This window comes from Streptomyces sp. NPDC087428 (genome assembly GCF_044744085.1).
In the GTDB taxonomy this organism is placed as follows: domain Bacteria; phylum Actinomycetota; class Actinomycetes; order Streptomycetales; family Streptomycetaceae; genus Streptomyces.
In genome coordinates this window covers 1-22,035 of the sequence record NZ_JBIUXR010000006.1, presented here as the reverse complement: position 1 = coordinate 22,035, position 22,035 = coordinate 1, and the positions used below count along the sequence as shown (strand labels likewise).

Annotated in this window: 17 protein-coding genes; 12 read left to right on the top strand and 5 right to left on the bottom strand. The window is 71.9% G+C overall.

Annotated features, from left to right (window positions below; translation table 11 throughout):
* Positions 1 to 79 precede the first annotated feature (79 nt).
* The 3 genes from ACIO3R_RS13790 to ACIO3R_RS13780 all read right to left on the bottom strand — a co-directional run bounded on the left by ACIO3R_RS13790 (position 80) and on the right by ACIO3R_RS13780 (position 2,948).
* Positions 80 to 1,396, bottom strand: a complete 1,317-nt coding sequence (locus ACIO3R_RS13790) for a coenzyme F420-0:L-glutamate ligase (protein WP_385036928.1) — start codon at positions 1,394 to 1,396, stop codon at positions 80 to 82.
* Positions 1,393 to 2,349, bottom strand: a complete 957-nt coding sequence (gene cofD / locus ACIO3R_RS13785) for a 2-phospho-L-lactate transferase (RefSeq protein WP_385036926.1) — start codon at positions 2,347 to 2,349, stop codon at positions 1,393 to 1,395. Before cofD ends, ACIO3R_RS13790 begins: the two co-directional genes overlap by 4 nt.
* A 98-nt stretch (positions 2,350 to 2,447) precedes the next feature.
* Positions 2,448 to 2,948, bottom strand: a complete 501-nt coding sequence (locus tag ACIO3R_RS13780; RefSeq protein WP_385036924.1) for a cysteine dioxygenase — start codon at positions 2,946 to 2,948, stop codon at positions 2,448 to 2,450.
* Positions 2,949 to 3,654: 706 nt separating this feature from the next.
* Here ACIO3R_RS13780 and ACIO3R_RS13775 point away from each other — a divergent pair.
* The 3 genes from ACIO3R_RS13775 to ACIO3R_RS13765 all read left to right on the top strand — a co-directional run bounded on the left by ACIO3R_RS13775 (position 3,655) and on the right by ACIO3R_RS13765 (position 9,769).
* Positions 3,655 to 3,918, top strand: a complete 264-nt coding sequence (locus ACIO3R_RS13775; RefSeq protein ID WP_024494319.1) for a WhiB family transcriptional regulator — start codon at positions 3,655 to 3,657, stop codon at positions 3,916 to 3,918.
* Between the two features lie 323 nt (positions 3,919 to 4,241).
* Entirely contained in the window at positions 4,242 to 8,237 is a 3,996-nt protein-coding gene (locus ACIO3R_RS13770) for a glycosyltransferase (protein WP_402105681.1), read from the top strand.
* Entirely contained in the window at positions 8,234 to 9,769 is a 1,536-nt protein-coding gene (locus tag ACIO3R_RS13765) for a DUF5719 family protein (protein WP_402105679.1), read from the top strand. The genes ACIO3R_RS13770 and ACIO3R_RS13765 overlap by 4 nt, the downstream gene beginning before the upstream one ends.
* 132 nt (positions 9,770 to 9,901) lie before the next feature.
* On the opposite strand, the gene ACIO3R_RS13760 is transcribed toward ACIO3R_RS13765, so the two are convergent.
* The gene (locus ACIO3R_RS13760; protein WP_123459687.1) at positions 9,902 to 10,330 is read right to left on the bottom strand and encodes a metallopeptidase family protein; all 429 of its coding nucleotides are present in this window, start codon (positions 10,328 to 10,330) and stop codon (positions 9,902 to 9,904) included.
* 323 nt (positions 10,331 to 10,653) lie between these two features.
* Between ACIO3R_RS13760 and ACIO3R_RS13755 the strand changes: the two genes are divergently transcribed.
* The 8 genes from ACIO3R_RS13755 (at position 10,654) to ACIO3R_RS13720 (ending at position 19,423) form a co-directional block, all read left to right on the top strand.
* Complete coding sequence (locus ACIO3R_RS13755) at positions 10,654 to 11,031, top strand: DUF3499 domain-containing protein (protein ID WP_385036917.1); 378 nt, start codon at positions 10,654 to 10,656, stop codon at positions 11,029 to 11,031.
* Between the two features lie 95 nt (positions 11,032 to 11,126).
* Positions 11,127 to 12,524 carry a phosphomannomutase/phosphoglucomutase gene (locus ACIO3R_RS13750; protein WP_402105677.1) on the top strand — a complete coding sequence of 466 codons (1,398 nt, stop codon included), beginning with the start codon at positions 11,127 to 11,129 and terminating at the stop codon, positions 12,522 to 12,524.
* Positions 12,525 to 12,902: 378 nt separating this feature from the next.
* Positions 12,903 to 13,085 (top strand): Trm112 family protein, encoded by a 183-nt coding sequence (locus ACIO3R_RS13745; protein ID WP_018552946.1) that lies wholly within the window; start codon positions 12,903 to 12,905, stop codon positions 13,083 to 13,085.
* 52 nt (positions 13,086 to 13,137) lie between these two features.
* A complete protein-coding gene (locus ACIO3R_RS13740; protein WP_402105676.1) occupies positions 13,138 to 14,274 on the top strand; it encodes an SIS domain-containing protein in 1,137 nt (378 codons plus the stop codon).
* A 138-nt stretch (positions 14,275 to 14,412) separates the two neighbouring features.
* Complete coding sequence (manA, locus tag ACIO3R_RS13735) at positions 14,413 to 15,609, top strand: mannose-6-phosphate isomerase, class I (RefSeq protein ID WP_385036911.1); 1,197 nt, start codon at positions 14,413 to 14,415, stop codon at positions 15,607 to 15,609.
* Positions 15,610 to 15,698: 89 nt separating this feature from the next.
* Positions 15,699 to 16,832, top strand: coding sequence for a cation diffusion facilitator family transporter (locus ACIO3R_RS13730; protein ID WP_402105673.1), 1,134 nt, complete (start codon positions 15,699 to 15,701; stop codon positions 16,830 to 16,832).
* 247 nt (positions 16,833 to 17,079) lie between these two features.
* Complete coding sequence (gene ahcY, locus ACIO3R_RS13725; protein WP_385036906.1) at positions 17,080 to 18,537, top strand: adenosylhomocysteinase; 1,458 nt, start codon at positions 17,080 to 17,082, stop codon at positions 18,535 to 18,537.
* 274 nt (positions 18,538 to 18,811) lie between these two features.
* Positions 18,812 to 19,423, top strand: a complete 612-nt coding sequence (locus ACIO3R_RS13720) for a hypothetical protein (protein WP_402105671.1) — start codon at positions 18,812 to 18,814, stop codon at positions 19,421 to 19,423.
* On the opposite strand, the gene ACIO3R_RS13715 is transcribed toward ACIO3R_RS13720, so the two are convergent.
* Positions 19,420 to 20,439 carry an RDD family protein gene (locus ACIO3R_RS13715; RefSeq protein ID WP_402105670.1) on the bottom strand — a complete coding sequence of 340 codons (1,020 nt, stop codon included), beginning with the start codon at positions 20,437 to 20,439 and terminating at the stop codon, positions 19,420 to 19,422. The genes ACIO3R_RS13720 and ACIO3R_RS13715 overlap by 4 nt on opposite strands.
* 119 nt (positions 20,440 to 20,558) lie before the next feature.
* On the opposite strand from ACIO3R_RS13715, the gene ACIO3R_RS13710 reads away from it, so the two are divergent.
* The gene (locus ACIO3R_RS13710) at positions 20,559 to 21,566 is read left to right on the top strand and encodes a stage II sporulation protein M (protein WP_402105668.1); all 1,008 of its coding nucleotides are present in this window, start codon (positions 20,559 to 20,561) and stop codon (positions 21,564 to 21,566) included.
* The last annotated feature ends 469 nt before the right edge of the window (positions 21,567 to 22,035 follow it).

Genomic DNA, 22,035 nt, shown 5'->3' with positions numbered 1-22,035 from the left:
CGGGGGGGGGGGGGGGGGGGGGGGGCGGGGCCCCCCCCCCCAAAACCGCCCCCGCCCCCGCCCCCGCCCCCGCCCCACCTCACCGCACCGCGACAAACGACTCCACGTCACGAGCCCCCCGCGCCGGAGGCGACACCGCGGCCCGCCCCACCGCCACCGCCCCCAACGGATCCCACGACGCCGGCAGCGACAGCACCTCCCGCACGACATCGCGGCAGAACATCGTCGAGGACACCCACGCGGAACCCAGCCGCTCACCGGCCAGCGCGACCAGGAAGTTCTGGATCCCGGCGCCGGCGGCGACCACGAACATCTCGCGCTCCGCCGTGTCCCGCCGCTCGTCCCCGTACGTGTGGGAGCCGTCCGTCACCAGACACGGCACCACCAGATACGGCGCCCGGCGCAGCACATCGCCCCGCCGCACCCGCTTGGCCACCGACTCCTCGCTCTTCCCGTCCCGCCGCAGATCCGCGATCCACGCGTCCCGCATCGCGTCCAGCAGCCGGGTCCGCGCGTCCTCGGACTCCAGCAGCACGAACCGCCACGGCGTCGTGTGATGCGGCGCGGGCGCCGTCACCGCCGCGGCCACGGCCCGCCGCACCGCACCCGGGTCCACCGGGTCGTCGGTGAACTCGCGCACCGTGCGCCGCTGGGTCATCGCCTCCCGCACCGCCTCGGACGTCCCGAGCCGGAACATGTCGTCGGCCGCGACCCGCACCATCGCCCGTGCGCCCCCGGCCCCGTCCGGGTCCACGACGTGGCCGAGCCCGCGCACCACCGCCACCGGCAGCCCGTTCGCCTTGCCCTTGACCAGATCCCCGGCAGCGGCCAGCTCGTCGGCGGTGGCGACGACGGTCGCGCTCAGGGGATTGCCGTACGCGTCGGTCCCGCCCCGCAGGTCGTCCAGCACCCGTACCCCGGACGCCCCGATCGCGACATCGGTCAGCCCGCTGCGCCACGGGCGCCCGAAGGTGTCCGTGACGATGACGCCGACGTCGACGCCGAGCGTGTCCCGCAGCCCCTCCCGGATCGTCCGCGCCGACGCGTCGGCGTCCTCGGGCAGCAGCAGGACCGTTCCGGCCGGGGTGTTGGAGGCGTCGACCCCGGCCGCGGCCATGACCAGGCCCTGCCGGTTCTCGACGATCCGCAGCGTGCCGCGCCGCGCCACCACCCGTACCGTCTCCGCGTCGATCGCCGCCTCCCGGTCGGTGGCCTCCACGATCCGGCCCTCCGCCTTGGAGACGATCTTCGAGGTGACGAGGAGGACGTCACCGTCGGCGAGACCGGGCCCGGTGGCGGCGATCAGCTTCGCGAGATCGTCCCCGGGCCTCACCTCGGGCATCCCGGGCAGCGCCCACACCCGGTACGAGGGCGCGGCGTCGGGGGCCGTGCTCATGCCCGTACCTCTTCGGCGAGGGCCAGTGCCTGCCGGGCCATCTCGGCCGTGGTGGCGACATCGGTCATCATCAGCGGTACGGAACGGCAGCGGATGCCCGCGGACTCCACCTCGTCCACCGCGCCCGCGTCCACGGTGTCGACGAGCCAGCCGTCGAGCAGCCCGGAGCCGTAGTGCTGCGCGACCGCGGCAGCCGTCGACTCGACGCCCACCGCGGCGAGTACCTTGTCCGCCATCCCGCGCACCGGTGCGTCACCGACGATGGGGGAGAGGCCGACGACCGGCACCCCGGCCTCGGCGATGGCTTCCCGGATCCCGGGCACGGCGAGGATGGTCCCGATGGACACGACGGGGTTCGACGGCGGGAAGAGGATGACGTCGGCCGAGGCGATCGCCTCCAGGACGCCCGGCGCCGGCGTGGACTGCTCGGCGCCGACGGGCACGATCGCCCGCGCCGGGACGGCGGCGCGCAGCTTCACCCAGTACTCCTGGAAGTGGATCGCTCTGCTCTCGCCGTCGACATCGACCGCCACATGCGTCTCGATCCGGTCGTCGGACATCGGCAGCAGCCGGACCCCCGGCTTCCAGCGCGCACAGAGCGCCTCCGTCACGGCGCTCAGCGGATAGCCCGCGCCGAGCATCTGCGTACGGACGATATGGGTCGCGAAGTCACGGTCGCCGAGCCCGAACCACTCGGGCCCCACTCCGTAGGCCGCGAGTTCCTCCTTGACGTGGAAGCTCTCGTCGGTCCGCCCCCAGCCCTGGTCCTCGTTGATGCCACCGCCGAGGGTGTACATCACGGTGTCGAGGTCGGGGCAGACCTTGAGCCCGAACAGATGGATGTCGTCACCGGTGTTGCCGATCACCGTGATGTCCGCGTCGGGCGAGGCCTCCTTGAGGCCACGCAGGAAACGAGCACCACCGATACCGCCGGCCAGAACCACAATGCGCATGAGAAACAGTCTGTCAGGCGATGCCCGGTCGTTGTCGGGGTGGTGGCGGGCAGCCGGGTGGGACCGGCAGGCGTGGCGTGCTGCCCGGTGGCGGGCCGTCAGACGGTGGCGGTCGCCGTGGCGTGCTGGGTGGAGTGCATCGGCATGTCGGTCAGGCCCGGGTAGTAGACGTGCAGGCTGACGGCCGGTTCGAGGGAGTCGTTGATCACCTCGTGGACGTAGCCGGGAGCGAAGACGCGCTGGGAGCCGGAACCCAGCGTCCGCTTACCGCGGTCCGTACGCTCCGTCAGCTCGCCTTCCAGCACGGTCAGTACGCCGGAGGAGAGGCCGTGGTCGTGCAGACCGCTGCCCTGGCCCGGGATCCAGCTGAGCAGCCAGACCTCGTAGCCGAGAGCCTGGGGATGGCCGAGCAGCCGGTGGTACCAGCGGGTGGTGGCGTCGTACTGGACGAGCGGGGCCCACCGGGAGCGGTCGCCGGCGATGGAGCGGGCGAGCCCGACGAAATCCGCCACCGTGCTGGGGTGCTCACGGGCGGGGCGCAGGAGGTGCTGGACCTCAAGGAGGTCGCCGGCGATCTGGAGGTCGCTGTCGCTGTTCATGGGTGCGGTGGTTCCTCGGCAGGAGTGCACGGAAGTGCGGGTGCGGATGCAGGGGTGTCGCGAGGACCGCGGGACCGGGTGACCAGGGGCCGCGAGGGCCGCAGGGGAGGGTCCGGGGGTCCGGGGCGAGCTGTGTCGGGCTGGAGCGCGGGGGCTTCAACAGCTGAGACAGCTGGAACAGCAACAGCGAGCCTGAACAGCGCTACGGAACCCACGGATGTGGGTGACGCGCATCGCTGAGGTCACTGGCATGACATCAAGGGGAACCGGAGAACCCTCGACTGTCAACCCGATGACCGATTTGGGGCTAATGTTTCACCTCTTCCGGTTACTCCGGGCGGAGAAAGGTTTGTGCAGCGCCCATGGCGGAGATGTGGCGCAGCAGACGCACCCGCAAACGTGGCCGCGGCCCCGTGACCCGACTGTGATCCTGATCGCTTCAGTGATCGAATCGCAACGTGTCCGCCCTCCGGGGAGTTCCTCTCTGTGGCGGGTGCGTGTGGAATGAAGCCCATGGCATATGTCAGGTTTTTGGTGATTTGAACACTTTCCGCATACGCTTGGTGCCGCAGAGTGAATACCGGGCCCAATAGCAGATCTGCGCTTGACTGGCACGAAGCTACACACTTGTAATTTCACTCGTGTCGTTCGGCCGATTCGATAACGGCCGCATCACGGGGACGCAAGAGACAGACGAGGGGCGCACATGACCGAGCTGTTCCAGCAACTGCTGGTCGAGGACGCGGACGAGGAACTCGGCTGGCAGGAGCGCGCACTGTGCGCCCAGACCGATCCCGAGTCCTTTTTTCCTGAGAAGGGCGGATCCACCCGCGAGGCCAAGAAGGTCTGCCTCGCCTGTGAGGTCCGGTCCGAATGCCTTGAGTACGCCCTTTCCAAAGACGAGCGATTCGGCATCTGGGGCGGTCTTTCCGAGCGCGAGCGACGCCGTCTGAAGAAGGCCGCGATCTGACCCACCCCGGCCGGGCCACCCACTCCGGCCCCGGTCGCCCATGGCCCGCCGCCTGCACCCTGCCCGCAGGCGGCGGGCCATTGCCGTGCCCGCGCGCGCAGCCACCGCTGCCCCGGGCCCCGGCTCCGTCCGGTCAGGTCCGGCCCGCCCGCCGCCGCTGTGCCGCCGCCCTCGTCAACCGCTCCGCGCCACCCCGGTTATCCGTACCGTTAGTGTGGGGCCCCGTCCGAGACGCGCCAACGACCTGACAGGGCGCGCGTGTACACCGATGCAGCCCCCGGGGGTACTTTCCCCCCGGACCCGGCCGGAGGGCCCGTACCTCGATGTCCGTGCACAGCCATTCGACGGCGCCGTACGCGGCTGCCGCCGCCCCAGAGTTCCCCCGGCATGTCGTCACCGCCGTGCTCGTCTCCCACGACGGCGCACGCTGGCTGCCCGACGCACTCGCCGGGCTGCTCGGGCAGGAACGCCCCGTGCAGAGCGTCGTCGCCGCCGACACCGGCAGCGCCGACGACTCCGCGCGGCTGGTCACCGAGGCGCTCGGCGCCGACCGCGTCCTGCACCTCGCGCGACGTACGGGCTTCGGCACCGCCGTCGACGAGGCGAGCCGCACCGCCGGCGTCCTCACCCCGGACGACCTGCCGTACCTGAAGCGCCCCAGCGGCTGGGACCCGGTCACCAGAACCTGGCGCGACGACGCCTACGACCTGCCCGAACTGCCGCACGGCGAACCGGTGCAGTGGCTCTGGCTGCTCCACGACGACTGCGCGCCCGAGCCCGACGCACTCGCCGAGATGCTCCGCGTCGTCGACAACGACCCGCACGCCGCGATCGTCGGCCCCAAGCTCCGCGGCTGGTACGACCGCAAGCAGCTCCTCGAAGTCGGGGTCTCCATCGCCAACAGCGGGCGACGCTGGACCGGACTCGACCGGCGCGAGCAGGACCAGGGCCAGCACGACCAGGTCCGTACCGTCCTGTCCGTCTCCACCGCGGGCATGCTGATCCGCCGTGACGTGTGGGAGGAGCTCGGCGGGTTCGACCGCAGGCTCCCCCTGATGCGCGACGACGTCGATCTGTGCTGGCGCGCCCACATGGCCGGGCACCGGGTGCTGATCGCCCCCGACGCCGTCCTGCGGCACGCGGAGGCCTCCGCCCGCGAACGCCGTCCCATCGACTGCGCCGGGCGGTCCGTCTCCAGCCCGCACCGCGTCGACAAGGCCGGCGCCGTCTACACGATGCTCGTCAACGCCCGCGGCAAGCTCCTGCCCTGGGCGCTGCTCCGGCTGGTGCTCGGCACCCTGCTCCGTACGCTCGCCTACCTCGTCGGCAAGGTCCCCGGCCAGGCGGTCGACGAGGTCGCCGGACTCCTCGGCACCCTGCTGCGGCCCGGCCGGATCCTCGCGGCCCGCCGCCAACGCGGCAAGGGCGTCATCGACCCGGCCGAGCTGCGCGGGCTCTTCCCGGCGCCCGGCGCCACCGTCCGCGCCACCGTGGAACAGGTCGCCGGGAACTTCGGTGGCTCCACGGAGGCCGAGTCCGGCGGCTCGCGGCACGGCGCCGTCGAGTCCGGACCGGGCGGCGACGACGCCGACTTCCTGGAGATCGACCAGTTCGCCAAGTTGAAGCGGGTCGGGCGCAAGCCGGGACCGGTGCTCTTCGCCGTCCTGCTCCTGGTCTCGCTCGTCGCCTGCCGCAGCCTCATCGGCGGCGGCGCGCTGGCCGGCGGCGCCCTGCTGCCCGCACCCGGCGACGTCTCCGACCTGTGGGGCCGGTACGCGGACGGCTGGCACACCGTGGGCACCGGCGGCACCCAGACCGCACCGCCCTACCTGGGCCTGATCTCCGCGCTGTCCGCGCTGTTCCTCAACTCCACCGGATTCGCGCTCACCCTGCTGCTGGTCTGCTCGGTCCCGCTCGCCGGACTCACCGCGTACTTCGTCTCCCGCCCGCTGATCCCCTCGCGGCTGCTGCGGGCCTGGGCGAGCGTCGCGTACGCCTTCCTGCCCGCCGCGACCGGCGCCCTGGCGACCGGCCGCCTCGGCACCGCGGTCCTGCTCGTCCTGCTGCCCCTGATCGCCCGCGCGGCCGTCTCCGCACACGGGATGCGCGGCAGCGGTGACAGCCGCGGCAGCTGGCGCGCCACCTGGGCGTACACCCTGCTCCTCACCCTCACGACGGCGTTCACCCCCCTCGTGTGGCCGCTCGCCGCGGTGCTCGGCGTCGGCGTCCTGGCGCTGCGCCGCAACGACATCACGGCCTACGGACTCCGCTTCCTCGCCGCCGTCGGCACCCCGCTGCTCGTTCTGGCGCCCTGGTCGCTCACGCTCCTGACCAACCCCTCGTCCTTCCTGAAGGAAGCGGGCCTGGAGACCGGTACGGGATCGGCCTCCGCCCTCGACCTGCTCGGGATCAGCCCCGGCGGGCCCAAGGCGGCGGGCGGCGTCCTGCTGCTCGGCATTGTGCTCGCGGCGCTGGCCGCGCTGCTGCGTGGGGAGCGCCAGTTCGCGGTCCGGACCGCCTGGGCCGTCGCCCTGGTGGGCCTGGCCTTCGCCGGGCTCGCCAACGGCTCGGGCTGGGCGGGACCGGCCACCCTCGTCTACGGCGCGGCGCTCATCGCCGCCGCGCTGGTCGGCGCCGACGGCGCCCGGGTCCGCGTCGCGGAGCTCAGCTTCGGCTGGCGCCAGCCGGTCGCCGTCCTGATCGCGCTCGCCGCGGGGATCGCCCCCGTGCTGGCCGCCGCGGGCTGGATGATCGGTGGCGCGGCCGGCCCGCTGGAGCGGCGCGACCCGGTGCAGGTGCCCGCGTTCGTCGCGGAGGAGAGCAGCACCCGCGACCAGCCGCGGACCCTGGTCCTCGGCGGCACGTCGCCCTCCTCCGTCGCGTACACCCTGGTCCGCGGCTCCGGCGCCCGCCTCGGCGATGCCGAACTGGCCGCGGCCGGCGGCGGCAACAGCCACCTCGACAAGGTCGTCGCCAACCTGGTCGCGGGCTCCGGCGCCGACCAGGGCAGCCAGCTCAGCGGCTTCGCGATCCGCTACGTCCTCGTACGGGACGGAGCACCGAAGCAGATGAGCCGGGTGCTCGACGCGACGCCCGGCCTCAGCCGGCTCAGCCAGCTCGACGGCAGCGCGCTCTGGCGGGTCGACCGCCAGGTCGCCCGGATCATGATCGTCCCGTCCGCCGCCGGTGACGAGCCGCTCCCGGTCGGCTCCCTCCCGGTCGAGGCGCACACCAAGATCCCGCCGGGTGGCGCGGGCCGGGTACTGCGGATCGCCGACGTGGCCGACCCCGGCTGGCAGGCCACGCTCGACGGGCGGGCGCTGACCCGCAAGACCGTCGACGGCTGGGCCCAGGGCTTCGAGCTCCCCACCGAGGGCGGCTCGCTGGACCTCACGTACGAGACGTCCTTCACGCACTCCGCGTGGATCTGGGCCCAGGGCGCGTTCGTCGTGGTCCTGCTGGTCCTGGCCCTTCCGGGCCGCCGCCGGGAGATCGACGACGACCTGCCGGAGGAGACCGCGCCGGTCCCCGCCGAGCCGGTCGCGGGCGAGGGCCGCCGGGCGCGCAGGCTGCGCGCGGCCGCCCAGACGGACGGCGAGGACGCCGACACGGGCGAGGAGCGGACCGAGTACGCCCCGGCCCACCAGCCGACAGATCCGACGGAACAGCCGGCCACCGACGACCAGGACGTCTTCGTCCCGCAGCAGACCGAGGGCGACACGGGTCAGTACGCGGCGGTGCCCCAGCAGGCCGACGGCGACACGGGTCAGTACGCGGCGGTCCCGCAGCAGGCCGACGGCGACACCGGCCAGTACGCCGCGGTGCCCCAGCAGCAGTACGGGGAATGGGACGGCCGGCCGTACCAGGGCGCCGACTACCCGCAGTATCAGGAGGGCCAGTACCAGCAGGAGGGTCAGTACCAGGGCGGCCAGTACGGGGACGGGCAGCAGCAGAACCCCGCCGCCGGGTACGACCAGTACGGCTATCCGCAGCAGCAGGACGGTTACACCGCGTACGGCCAGGGCCAGTACGCCAACACCCCGTACGACGCGGCGAACCCGCAGTACGACGCCCAGGCCCCCTACGGGGCGGGCGGCCAGTACGGCACGGGGGAGCAGTACGGCAACGCCCCGTACGACGCGAACGGGCAGTACGACCCCAACGCCCAGTACGGTGCGGGCCAGTACGGCGACCAGCGGCCGTACGACCCGCAGAACCCTCATCCCGCCAACACCCCCGACGAGAATCCCGACGAGAACCCCGCCCCGGGCCAGAACCCGTGGCCGACCGGTAACGCATCGCGAGGCGAGTCCGAGTGAAGTCCACCAGCCTGTCCCTCATCGCGGGGGCCGTGGCCCTCGCCGCCGTCACCGGATTCGCCGCGCTCACCGTGCCGGGGGACGGGGGTGCGACGGTGGCCGGGGCGGCGTCCCGGCTGCCCGTGGAGCGGTCCAGCCTGCTCTGCCCGGCGCCCGGCCTCTCGGATCTCGCGGAGACGACGTACACGTCCTTCACCCCCCTCGCGAAGAGCGGCGACGAGGCGGGCACGGCCGAACTGAAGTCACCCGCGGCCGCCAAGAAGGACGACAAGGAGAAGACCGCCAAGGACAAGCCCGCGAAGGACAAGAGCAAGGACAAGGCGGCCGACACGGACAAGCCCGTCGTCGCTCTCAAGGAGCCGGGCAAGCCGGTCACCGCCGACGTGTCCGGTTCCGACGCCCCCGCCCTCGTCGGCACCGCCACCGGCCGCCTGGCCCCCGGCTGGACCGCCCAGCAGACCACCACCGTCGAGGCGGGCGACTCCCGTGGCCTGCTCGGGGTCAGCTGCACGGCACCCGACACCGACTTCTGGTTCCCGGCCGCGAGCACCGCGAAGACCCGCGAGGACTACGTCAACCTCACCAACCCGGACGACACCGCCGCCGTCGCCGACATCGAGCTGTACGGTCCGGACGGCACGCTCAAGTCCGACGTGGGCGAGGGCATCACGGTCCCCGCCGGATCCGGCGTCCGGGTCCTGATCTCGACCCTGACCAGCAAGACGGCCGACGATGTGACCGTCCACGTCACCACCCGCACCGGACGGGTCGGCGCGGTCGTCAGGACCGCGGACAGCAAGACCGGCAGCGACTGGCTCGCCGCCTCCGCCGCCCCGGCGGGCACCCTGGTGCTGCCGGGCATCCCGGCGGACGCCACCTCGGTCCGGCTGGTGGCCTTCGCCCCCGGCGAGGACGACGCGGACCTGAACGTGAAGCTGCTCGGCAAGACGGGCGCGTTCGCCCCGGTGGGGAACGAGGACCTCCACGTCAAGTCGCGGATGACGGCCGGCGTCGACCTGAAGAACATCACCCGGGGCGAGGCGGGCTCCTTGCTGCTGACCCCCGCCCAGAAGGACAGGGCCACCCCGGTGGTGGCCGCGCTGCGCGTGGTCCGGGGCAAGGGCGACAAGCAGGAGGTCGGGTACATCCCGGCGACCGGTCCGGTGGGCGCGCAGGCGACCGTGGCCGACAACCGGGCGAAGGGCTCGGTCCTCTCGCTCACCGCGCCGGGCGCCGCCGGCACCGTGAAGGTCACGGCGTCCGCGGGCAGCAAGGGCGGCACCCCGGTCAGCAAGACGTACAAGGTCGCCGCGGGCACGACGGCCGCGGTCACCCCGCCGGTCCCGGCAGGCCTCAAGGGCCCGTACGCGCTGACGGTCGAGACACAGTCGGGCGGCCCGGTCCACGCCGCCCGCACGCTCACGCTGCCGCAGGACGGCATCCCGATGTTCACGGTGCAGACGCTGCCGGACGACGGCGGAACGGTCGAGGTGCCGACGGCCGAGCAGGACCTGTCGGTCCTGGACGACTGATCACTCGGACAAGGACAAGGACAAGGGCAAGGGCCGGGGCCGGGGGCGGGGCCGGGGGCGGGGCCGGGGGCGGGGCTGAACGAGGTGGCCCCCGCCCCGCCCCCGCCCCGCCACTCCGCCCCGCTTCGCCCGCTACTCCTGCCCGTACCGCGGGTCTACCGACTCCGGGGCGAGCCCGAGCAGTTCCGCGACCTGCTCCACCACGACCTCGTGCACCAGCAGCGCACGCTCGTCGCGGTTCTTGGTGCGGATCTCGACGGGACGCCGGTAGATGACGATCTGCGCCGGCCGTTCCTTCTCGGCGGACAGCGCGTTCCCGAGCGGAACGGTCTCCTCCCCGGTGCTCGGCACATCGAGGACCACGAAGTCGACCTCGGCCAGCTGCGGCCACCGCCGCTCAAGCCGCTCCACGGAGTCCTGCACGAGATCACGGAAGCTGTCCGCCCGGCTGGCCGAGAGCGGCACCTGCGGCGGGGCGACGGGCCCACGCATGCCTCGGCCGTGTCGGTCTCGGCGCCGCGGCCGCGGCTCGGACGGGTGGGGCGGTACGGGACTGTCCATCACCGACGCAGCGTAACGCTCCGCGGGGCCGGCGGACGGCTGCTGCCCGGGGACGGACCGGCCTGTCCGCTCTTGAGCATTCCGGCCACGGGAGAGCCCGTTTCAGGCCCCGCTCATGACCGTTCGTCTTCTGTCCTGTGACCGTTTTCGAGGCGTGTGGTGACCGGAACCGTGGCCGTCATGACCTGCGCCCTTCCGCTGCCGCGCAGGTCGGGCGAGCCGCCGCCGGAGGCCGCCGTACCCCGGGTCACAGGGCGACACGGTGGGGTGAGCCGGGGGAGAGTCGTCGCAGCCCGCTCAAGAGTGCGGTAGCGTCCAACATCGTGAGCCCTGTACGTCGCTGTTCGCGCACCGCGTGCGGCCGCCCTGCCGTCGCGACACTGACGTACGTCTATGCCGACTCGACTGCGGTCCTCGGCCCGCTCGCCACCTACGCCGAGCCCCACTGCTACGACCTCTGTGCCGAGCACAGTGAGCGGCTGACCGCGCCACGCGGCTGGGAGGTCGTCCGGCTCTCCGACCCCTCCGCGCCCGTCCGCCCCAGCGGCGACGACCTCGAAGCGCTCGCCAACGCCGTACGGGAAGCGGCCCGTCCGCAGGACCGCGGCAACGGGCCCCGGGGCGGCGGTCCCCGTACCGCCGATCCGGCGGAGGTCGCCCGCAGGGGCCACCTCCGCGTGCTGCGCTCGCCCGACTCCTGAGCACGAGCCGCGGTGCCCCGCGTCCCCGGAGCGCGAGGTGACCCGGGCCGCCGGGTAGTTTGGCGGTCCGAAGAAACCCTCAGGAGGACCGTCCCGTGACTGCAGACCTGTCGCAGCTCGTGAAGGCGTACGACGTTCGCGGAGTCGTGCCCGACCAGTGGGACGAAGCCCTGGCCGAGCAGTTCGGAGCGGCGTTCGTCGAGGTGACGGCCGCGGCCGCGATCGTGATCGGCCACGACATGCGCCCCACGTCCCCCGCCCTCTCGGGAGCCTTCGCCCGGGGCGCCGCGGGCCGCGGCGCGGACGTCACGATGATCGGCCTGTGCTCGACGGACCAGCTGTACTACGCGTCGGGGGCGCTGGACCTGCCGGGCGCGATGTTCACGGCCTCGCACAACCCGGCGCAGTACAACGGCATCAAGATGTGCCGTGCGGGCGCCGCACCGGTGGGCCAGGACACCGGCCTCGCCGAGATCCGCACCCTGGTCGAGCAGTGGTCCGTGACCGGAGCCCCGCAGCCGGCCGCCACCCCCGGCACGATCACCGCACGGGACACGCTCACCGACTACGCCGCGTACCTGCTGTCGCTGGTGGACCTGTCCGCGATCCGGCCGCTGAAGGTGGTCGTGGACGCGGGCAACGGCATGGGCGGCCACACGGTCCCGACGGTCTTCGCGGACCTGCCCGTCGACCTCGTCCCGATGTACTTCGAGCTGGACGGCACGTTCCCGAACCACGAGGCCAACCCCCTGGACCCCAGGAACATCGTCGACCTCCAGGCCCGGGTGGTGGCCGAGGGCGCCGATCTGGGCCTGGCCTTCGACGGCGACGCGGACCGCTGCTTCGTGGTGGACGAGCGGGGCGAGGGAGTCTCCCCGTCGGCGATCACCGCCCTGGTCGCGGCCCGGGAACTGGCACGCAACGGCGGCCGGGGCACGGTCATCCACAACCTGATCACGTCCCACTCGGTCCCTGAGGTCGTACGCGAGAACGGCGGCACCCCCGTCCGGACCCGGGTGGGCCACTCCTTCATCAAGGCGGAGATGGCCGCACACGGGGCGATCTTCGGCGGCGAGCACTCGGCGCACTACTACTTCCGTGACTTCTGGAACGCGGACACGGGCATGCTCGCCGCCCTCCACGTCCTGGCCGCCCTGGGCGGCCGGGAGGAACCCCTCTCCGCCCTGGTCGCCCAGTACGACCGCTACACCGGCTCCGGCGAGATCAACTCCACGGTCGACGACCAGCCGGCCCGCACGGCGGAGGTGCGGGCGGCGTTCGCCGACCGCGAGGGCGTGACCACCGACGACCTGGACGGCCTGACGGTCACGGCCCCGGACTGGTGGTTCAACCTCCGGGCCTCCAACACCGAACCGCTGCTGCGCCTGAACGTCGAGGCCCGCGAGGAAAAGACGATGAAGGCGGTACGGGACGAAGCCCTGTCCCTGATCCGGCGGCCGGAAACCACCGCCCCCGGCTCAAGCCAGTCATGAGCGGGCCTCGTATCCAGCCCTCCCCTCTCCTTCCCTTCCAGATATCCAGGCCCTTCCCTCCTCTCGCCTCCTCTCCTCTCCCCTCCCAGATATCCAGGCCCTTCCCTTCCAGCCTCTCCGGCGTTTGAGGAGCGGGGTCCGGGGCGGAGCCCCGGTTACGGGAAGGGGCGGGGAGGGGACGAGGCCGCCGCAGGCGCGCCCGCCCCCACCACACCCTCAACAAGAGCCCCCCGGCCAGGCCGCGCCCCCGTCACCCCAGCGGTAGGCTGACGTCGCCCGATCCAGAACAAGCAGCAAGAACAGCAGCAAGAACAAGCAGCAAGAACAAACAGCAAGAACAAGAACACGCACTCGCGCCCGCCCGAAGGGACCCACCCCATGCCGCTCGAAGCCGGCCTCCTGGAGATCCTGGCCTGCCCGGCCTGCCATTCCCCCCTCGACGACCGGTCGGCGGCCGACAGCCCCGAACTGGTCTGCACGGGCAAGGACTGCGGCCTGGCCTACCCGGTACGGGACGGCATTCCCGTCCTCCTCGTCGACGAGGCCCGCCGCCCCGCGTAACCGGGCCCCACACCCCGCACGGTGATCAGCGTGTGATCGGAGGACCGTCCCCATGCTCGACGAGTCGTTGCTCGACGCCCCGGAAGCCCTGGCCCGAGCCGACCGCCGCGGTCTGCTGCGCGGCGCCGCCGAGGCCGGGGCGAGAGTCCGTACCGCCGCCCGGCACGCGACGGAGGCCGGAATCGCCGCGCTGAACCCGGAGGGCCGCCCGCGCGCCGTCCTGGTCGCGGGCTCCGGCACCGCCGCGTCCGGCGTCGCCGACCTGATCGCCGCCCTCGCCGGGGCCTCCGCGCCGGTCACACGCATCCACCCCACCGGCGTCGCCCCCGCCGCGGGCGCGATGCGCTGGACGCTGCCCGGCTGGGCCGGCTCCCTCGACCTGCTGCTCATCGCCACGGCCGACGGCTCCGAACCCGGCCTGGCCCTCGTCGCCGAGCAGGCCTACCGCCGCGGCTGCACCGTCGTGGCCGTCGCACCCCGGCAGTCACCGCTGCGCGAGGCGGTCGACGGCGTGCACGGACTCGTCGTACCGATGGCCTCCGCCCCGCACGGCGAGTACGACGCCGAGACGTCGGCCGCGGGACCGGGCACCCTCTGGGCCCTGTTCACCCCGCTCCTCGCGCTGCTCGACCGCGTCGGCCTGGTCACCGCGCCCCCGGAGACGCTCCAGAGCGTCGCCGACCGCCTGGACCGCACGGCGGAACGCTGCGGGCCGGCCATCGCCACGTACAGCAATCCGGCCAAGACCCTGGCCTCCGAACTCGCGGACAGCCTCCCGCTCGTCTGGACCGAGGGCGAGGCCGCGGCCCCGGTCGGACGCCGGTTCGCCGCGGTCCTGGCCGAGCTCTCCGGCCGCCCGGCCCTCGCGGCCGAACTCCCCGAGGCGCTCCCCGTCCACGGGGGACTGCTGGCGGGGGCCTTCGCCGCCGGAGCGGACCCCGACGAGTTCTTCCGCGACCGGGTCGACGAGCCGGAGGCCCTGCACGCCCGTGTCGTCCTGCTCAGGGACCGGCCCACCGGCGGCCTGAGCGCGGCCCCGGCGGCCCGCGAACTCGCCCTGGGCCACGAGACACCGATCAGCGAACTCGAACCGGAGGAGGGCAGCAAGCTCGAAGCCCTCGCCGAACTCCTCGCGGTCACCGACTTCGCGGCCGTCTACCTGTCCCTCGCCTCGGAAGCCCGTACCTGAACCACCACCACCGCTGAGGCGCGGCACAGCAGGAGACCCGACCTCACACATGCCGCAGGACCCGCGCACCCAAGAGCTCCACGCTCCCTGTCGCACCTCCACGAACCACGCATCCCACACAGCACGAGGACAAACTCCATGGACCGGCTCTCCAACACCGTGCGCCCGTACGCCTGGGGCTCCACCACCGCCATCCCCGCCCTGCTGGGTGTCGCCCCCACCGGCGAGCCCCAGGCCGAGATGTGGATGGGGGCCCACCCCGGAGCCCCCTCCCGGATAACCCGCACCGGCCCCGGCGCGGTCCCCGGCACCCCGCAGGCCGCCACCGAGCACCCCCTCACCGACGTCATCGCCGCCGACCCCGTCGGTGAGCTCGGCGCGGCCACCGTCGAGAAGTTCGGCCCCCGCCTCCCCTTCCTCCTCAAGCTGCTCGCCGCCGGAGCTCCGCTCTCCCTCCAGGTCCACCCCGACCTCGCCCAGGCGCAGCAGGGTTACGCGGACGAGGAGCGCCGGTCCGTCCCGGTCGACGCACCCCACCGCACGTACAAGGACGCCAACCACAAGCCCGAACTGATCTGCGCGCTCACCCCCTTCGACGGCCTGTGCGGCTTCCGCGAGCCCATCGAGGCGGCCGAGGCGATGGAGGCGCTGGGCGTCGACTCCCTCAAGCCGTACGCCGATCTGCTCCGCGCCCACCCCGAGGAGGCCGCGCTGCGCGAGGTCCTCACGGCGATCCTCACCGCGGACCCGGCACAGATGGCGGAGACGGTGACCGCCGCGGCAGCCGCGGCGGAACGGCTCGGCGGCGCGTTCGCCCCGTACGCGCGCATCGCCCACCACTTCCCGGGCGACGCGGGTGTCATCGCGGCCATGCTGCTGAACTACGTGCAACTCCAGCCCGGCGAGGCGCTGTTCCTCGGTGCCGGAGTCCCGCACGCCTACCTCGACGGCCTCGGCGTCGAAATCATGGCGAACTCGGACAACGTGCTGCGCTGCGGGCTGACGCCCAAGCACATCGACGTACCCGAACTCCTGCGCGTCGTCCGCTTCGAGGCGACCGATCCCGGGGTCCTGCGCCCCGAGGCGTCCCCGTCCGGCGAGGAGCTCTACGAGACGCCGGTCGACGAGTTCCGGCTCTCCCGCTTCGACCTCTCACCGGGCGCCGACCCCGTCGACCTGACCGCGGCCACACCGCAGATCCTGCTCTGCACGGCGGGCGCACCCCGGGCCGGCGACCTCGGCCTCGTACCCGGCGAATCGGTCTTCGTACCGGCCGGGGAGAAGACCGAAGTGTCCGGCACGGGCACACTGTTCCGTGCCACTGTGGTGGCCTGACGTACCGTCCGCACCATGGACTGCAACAATGTCCGGCCGTACCGCGGCCGCCGGAGCCGCAGCACCGAACGAAGGGACACCAGGCACCCATGAGTGCGTCAGGCGGAACCAAGGCGATCGTGGCGGCGCTCGGCGCCAACCTCGCGATCGCAGTGGCCAAATTCGTGGCGTTCCTGTTCAGTGGCTCGTCGTCGATGCTCGCGGAGAGCGTCCACTCGCTCGCCGACTCGGGCAATCAGGGACTGCTGCTGCTCGGCGGCAAGAAGGCCAAGCGCGAGGCCACCCCCCAGCACCCCTTCGGGTACGGGCGCGAGCGCTACATCTACGCCTTCCTCGTCTCCATCGTGCTGTTCTCGGTCGGCGGCATGTTCGCGGTGTACGAGGGCTACGAGAAGATCAAGCACCCGCACGAGATCGAGGCCTGGTACTGGCCGGTCGGGGTCCTGGTCTTCGCGATCATCGCCGAGGGCTTCTCCTTCCGTACGGCCATCAAGGAGTCCAACCAGACCCGGGGCGCACTGTCCTGGACCGAGTTCATCCGCCGCGCGAAGGCTCCCGAACTCCCCGTCGTGCTGCTGGAGGACTTCGGCGCGCTCATCGGTCTGGTCCTCGCCCTCGGCGGCGTGGGCCTGGCCGTCGGCACCGGTGACGGGGTGTGGGACGGCATCGGCACCCTCTGCATCGGCATCCTGCTGATCGTGATCGCGATCGTCCTGGCCGCCGAGACCAAGTCCCTGCTGCTCGGCGAGGCCGCCGGCACCGACCAGGTCGAGAAGATCAAGGCCGCGGTCGTGGACGGCGACACCGTCACCGGCATCATCCACATGCGTACGCTCCACCTCGGCCCGGAGGAACTGCTGGTCGCCGCCAAGATCGCGGTCCAGCACGACGACACGGCCCTCGAGGTGGCCAACGCCATCAACGCCGCCGAGTCCCGCATCCGCGAGGCGGTTCCGATCGCTCGGGTCATCTACCTGGAACCGGACATCTACAACGAGGCCGCGGCCCGCTCCGGCACCAACCCCGCCAAGGACCACCCCGGCGCGGACCCGGCCAAGGACCCGGCCAAGGCTCCGGTCAAGGACCCTGCCAACGACTCGGGCGGATCAACCGCCGTCGCCGCCGACGCCACATCCGCCGACGCCACATCCACCGAACCCCCATCGACCGCACCCGACAAGACCCCCGACACCCCGGCCGACCCGACCGAATCCGGCCATTGAACGCACCCGACGCGCCTTCGAGGCCGCTCCCGGACCCGGTGGGCTGGGAGCGGCTGGGCCGTTCGGTGTAGATTCGAGTGCAGTGCCAGACGTCGCTGCTGATGGCGGTCGAGCGGTCCGTGGTTACGGACCGGCCGAGGGAGAGAGGGCCTCCGACGGATTGCGCTGCGAGCCGCTCGGGCATTCGTGTGCCCGGCGCCGCAGAGCCGCCCACCCACCCTCGACCCATCACGAGGAGCAGCCCGTTATGACGACGGTCGCCAATCGACAGGACTTCAAGGTCGCCGACCTCTCCCTCGCAGCCTTCGGCCGCAAGGAGATCAACCTCGCCGAGCACGAGATGCCCGGCCTGATGTCGATCCGCAAGGAGTACGCCGCCACGCAGCCGCTGGCCGGCGCCCGCATCACCGGTTCGCTGCACATGACCGTGCAGACGGCCGTGCTGATCGAGACCCTGGTCGCCCTCGGCGCCGAGGTCCGCTGGGCCTCCTGCAACATCTTCTCGACCCAGGACCACGCGGCCGCGGCCATCGCGGTCGGTCCGACCGGCACCCCGGACGCCCCCGCCGGCGTCCCGGTCTTCGCCTGGAAGGGCGAGTCGCTGGAGGAGTACTGGTGGTGCACGGAGCAGGCCCTGACCTGGCCGAACACCCCGACCGGCGGCCCGAACATGATCCTCGACGACGGTGGTGACGCCACCCTCCTCGTCCACAAGGGCGTGGAGTTCGAGAAGGTCGGAGCGGCCCCGGACCCGTCGACGGCGGACAGCGAGGAGTACGCCAACATCCTCACCCTGCTGAACCGCACCCTCGGCGAGGCCCCGCAGAAGTGGACCCAGCTGGCGTCCGAGATCCGCGGTGTCACCGAGGAGACCACTACCGGTGTGCACCGGCTGTACGAGATGCACCGTGACGGCTCCCTCCTGTTCCCGGCGATCAACGTCAATGACGCGGTCACCAAGTCGAAGTTCGACAACAAGTACGGTTGCCGCCACTCGCTGATCGACGGCATCAACCGCGCCACCGACGTCCTGATCGGCGGCAAGACCGCCGTCGTCTGCGGCTACGGCGACGTGGGCAAGGGCTGCGCGGAGTCCCTGCGGGGCCAGGGCGCCCGGGTGATCATCACGGAGATCGACCCGATCTGCGCCCTTCAGGCGGCGATGGACGGCTACCAGGTGGCCACCCTCGACGACGTCGTGGAGCAGGGCGACATCTTCGTCACCACGACGGGCAACAAGGACATCATCATGGCCGCGGACATGGCCCGGATGAAGCACCAGGCCATCGTCGGGAACATCGGCCACTTCGACAACGAGATCGACATGGCGGGCCTCGCCGCCATTGACGGCATCGTCAAGGACGAGGTCAAGCCGCAGGTCCACACCTGGACGTTCTCCGACGGCAAGGTCCTCATCGTGCTGTCCGAGGGCCGTCTGCTGAACCTGGGCAACGCCACGGGCCACCCCTCGTTCGTCATGTCCAACTCGTTCGCGGACCAGACCCTGGCCCAGATCGAGCTGTTCACCAAGCCCGAGGAGTACCCGACCGACGTCTACGTGCTGCCCAAGCACCTCGACGAGAAGGTCGCCCGCCTCCACCTCGCCGCGCTCGGAGTGAGGCTCACGACGCTCCGTCCCGAGCAGGCCTCCTACATCGGTGTCGACGTCGACGGCCCGTACAAGTCCGACCACTACCGCTACTGATCCCGTGACCGCGGCGGCCCGCCGGTGACCGGTCACAGCGACGGCCGCTCAGCGACGGCCGGTCGGTGACGACCAGTCGGTGACGGCCGGTCAGTGACCACCGGCTACCGGCAGGCCCCGCGGCCCCGGACCCCGATCCCGCGGACGCGACAGCGTCAGCGGGCCCGTTGACTCAGCAGCACAGCGCAGCAGCTACGAGGCAGGCCCCCGCACCCCCGTGTCGGGGGCCTGCTCCGTATCGCACCCGCACAGCCCGAGGAACCCGAAGGACCCCATGCCCCGCGGCCGATATTCGCTCCACGACCTTCACGACCACACCCCCCTCGGTGAAGAGCACTTCCACTGCGCCCCCGGCCCCTCCGGCTGGCGCTATGTCTCCCAGACGACCGCCCCGTCCGGCGACCACCTCGGATCCATCGATCTCACCCTGGACGAACTCGGCCGCCCGATCCGTCTCGAACTCCACGCCGCGAGCTGGCGGATCCGCGGCGCCGCCCTCGAAGGCGTCACCTGGGTCCGCTCCGACCCGACCGGCACGCACGCCGACGAAGGCAATGTCCACGCCCACACCTTCACCGGCACTTCCCCCGCCTTCCTCATCGCGACCGCACGCCTGTTGCGCCTCACCCCCGATTCCCCCGCCAGCCGTCTCCGCGTCGTCGCCTTCACGGATCCGGTCCTCGCACCCCGCACCGTCGACCAGTCCTGGGCCCTGGTGAACAGTGAAACGCACGCCACTGACAACGGACCGCTGACCGTGGACGAATACCAGGTCAACGCCCTGGACACCGGCGAGCAGCACACCCTCCACATCGCCGGTGACGTGGTCCTCTCGGCCCCCGGCATCGAGCTCGAAGAGCTGGAATCCCCGCCCTCGACGCGCTAGGCGGGCGGAGCGAACCCGGTAGCGGGCGGCCGCGCCCGATCCGTCCCGGGAGCCGCCACGCCCCCGCTCCCCGCAGGGGCCACAGGAGACTCAGGCGCCGGGTGAGCAGAAGGGGCAACAGAGGCACCAGCGGCACCAGGGACAGCTGGGGCGCCAGAAACAGCCCCCGAGCCCCACGGCTGCTCACCCGCGCCTCCGCCCGCCGGGCCGGGGCCGGGAGGCCCCATCCACGGACCCGTACCGCCGGGGCCGCCGGCGGAGGTACGGGAAGCGGCGAACATCCGGTGCGCGTCCCGAGCCTGCCGTTCGTTCACCACGGCTGCCAGGTACGCGGCGGCGGGCACGTCCACCGGAGCCGGAACCCCGGTCCACCCGGCAAGCTCTCCGGCCAGCCGCCCCGCCATGGTCCGGCCCACGTCGGCGTCCAACTGGTGCATCCGCGTCAGGTACTGGCGTACCGCCAGCCACAGTTCGTCCGGAACCGCAGACAGGTCCAGCCCGGCGAAGCGACCCACCAGCCAGGGGGGCGGCGGCGGAACAGCGGCGGCCCGGCCCGCCGGCAGTCGCTCCCGTACGACGAGCGTCCCCGCGAAGACGTCCCCGAGCCGTCTCCCACGCGCCGACACCAGCGACGCGACGGAGGCGACCACCCCGAGCGTCATGAGGATCTCCACGACACCCATCGCCCCACGCACCAGCGCGTGCCGGAAGCGGATCGGGCCCCCGTCGTCCCGCACCACCCGCAGCCCGCACGCCAGCTTCCCCAGGGAACGGCCGTGGCTGAGCGTCTCCACCGCTATCGGCGCTCCCACCAGGACCAACAGGAACGTCGCCACGGAGATGGCGGCGGACGCGGCCCCGTCCAGTGCGGCCGTCGCCATGGTCAGTCCGACCGACACCAGGACGAACACCGTTCCCACTGCCACCAGATCAATGGCCAGAGCCAGCGCACGGCTCGGCAGTTTCGCCGGCCGCAGCCCCAGCACGACCGCGTCCCCGGTCACGAGCTCACTCATCGCCGCCCACCCTTCGCCGACCATCCCTGCCCCTCGGGGCCACAGTCTGCCAAGCTGACCCGCAAACGCGCCGCAGCAGTCGGACCCGTACGCACCCATGCCTGGAGCAGCAGCCGACCATGGACCTCGACGTCTTCGTCAACGCCCACCGCAGCGAGTGGGACCGCCTGGACCACCTCCTGCACCGCGGGCGCAGGCTCACGGGCGCGGAAGCCGACGAACTCGTCGACCTCTACCAGCAGACGGCCACCCATCTCTCCCTGATCCAGTCCAGCGCCCCGGACCCGCTGCTCATCGCGCGCCTCACGCAACTGGTGGCCCGTGCCCGTGCCACGGTGACGGGCACCCGCCGCGCCTCGTGGCGCGACGCCGCGCACTTCCTCACGGCAGGATTTCCCGCGGCGGTCTACCGCTCCAGGCACTGGTGGATACCCACAGCCGTTCTCTCCGCGCTCCTGGCCGCGCTGATCGGCTGGTGGATCGGTACCCACCCGGAAGTCCAGTCGGCCATTGCCGCCCCGGACGACCTCCGCCGCATGACCAGTCCCGGCGGCGAGTACGAGACCTACTACTCCAGCCATCCAGCGGCCTCGTTCGCCGCCCAGGTCTGGACGAACAACGCCCAGGCCGCGGCCATGTGCCTGGTGCTGGGCGCGTTCCTCTGCGTCCCGGTGATCTGGATCCTCTTCCTCAACGTGCTGAACCTCGGGGTGGGCATCGGGCTGATGTCCTCGGCCGGCCGGCTCGACACCTTCCTCGGTCTGATCCTCCCGCACGGACTGCTCGAACTCACCGCAGTCTTCGTGGCGGCCGGCACCGGCCTCCGCCTGGGCTGGACGGTCATCGACCCCGGTCCTCACACCCGGCGCACAGCCCTGGCACAGCAGGGACGCGCCGCGCTCGGCATGGCCATCGGGCTGGCCCTGGTCCTGTTCGTCTCGGGTGTCATCGAAGGCTTCGTCACCCCCTCCGGCCTCCCGACCTGGGCCCGTATCGCCATCGGCATCGCCGCCGAGCTGGCCTTTCTGGCCTACGTCTACATCCTGGGCGGCCGCGCGGCCCGAACCGGCGACGCCGGCGACCTCGCCGCCGCCGAACGCAGCGCCGAACTCCCGGTTGCCGCCTGATGTGCGTACGGCTCTCCTGACCTGCTAGTCTCCTCCTCGCCCCAAAAAACCGTTGACACGGCGGACTGGGGGAGGTAGATTCGAACGGTTGCCTCGAACTGGACAAGTTCGGGCCCAGCAGTTAGCGTCATCTCGCTCTCACCGGAAATTGAATTTCCGCAGAGCCATTGATTCCCACTCTCTGGATCATGAAGCCGATTAGTTCGGCCGAACTGTTTCTGATAAAGTCGAATCAGCCGAAAGGCAAGGCCACTTCAACGGCCACCGGAAATCAAATTCGAACCGGAAACGGAACGAAATTGAGTCTGGTAAGGTTGGAACCGCTGGAAAGGGAAAGCGCGAAAGCGAAGAACTGGAAAGCGAAAACTGCGAGGCCCGCTTCGACCGGGAATCGGACACGAAAGAGTCTGATAGAGTCGGAAACGCAAGACCGAAGGGAAGCGCCCGGAGGAAAGCCCCAGAAAATGTT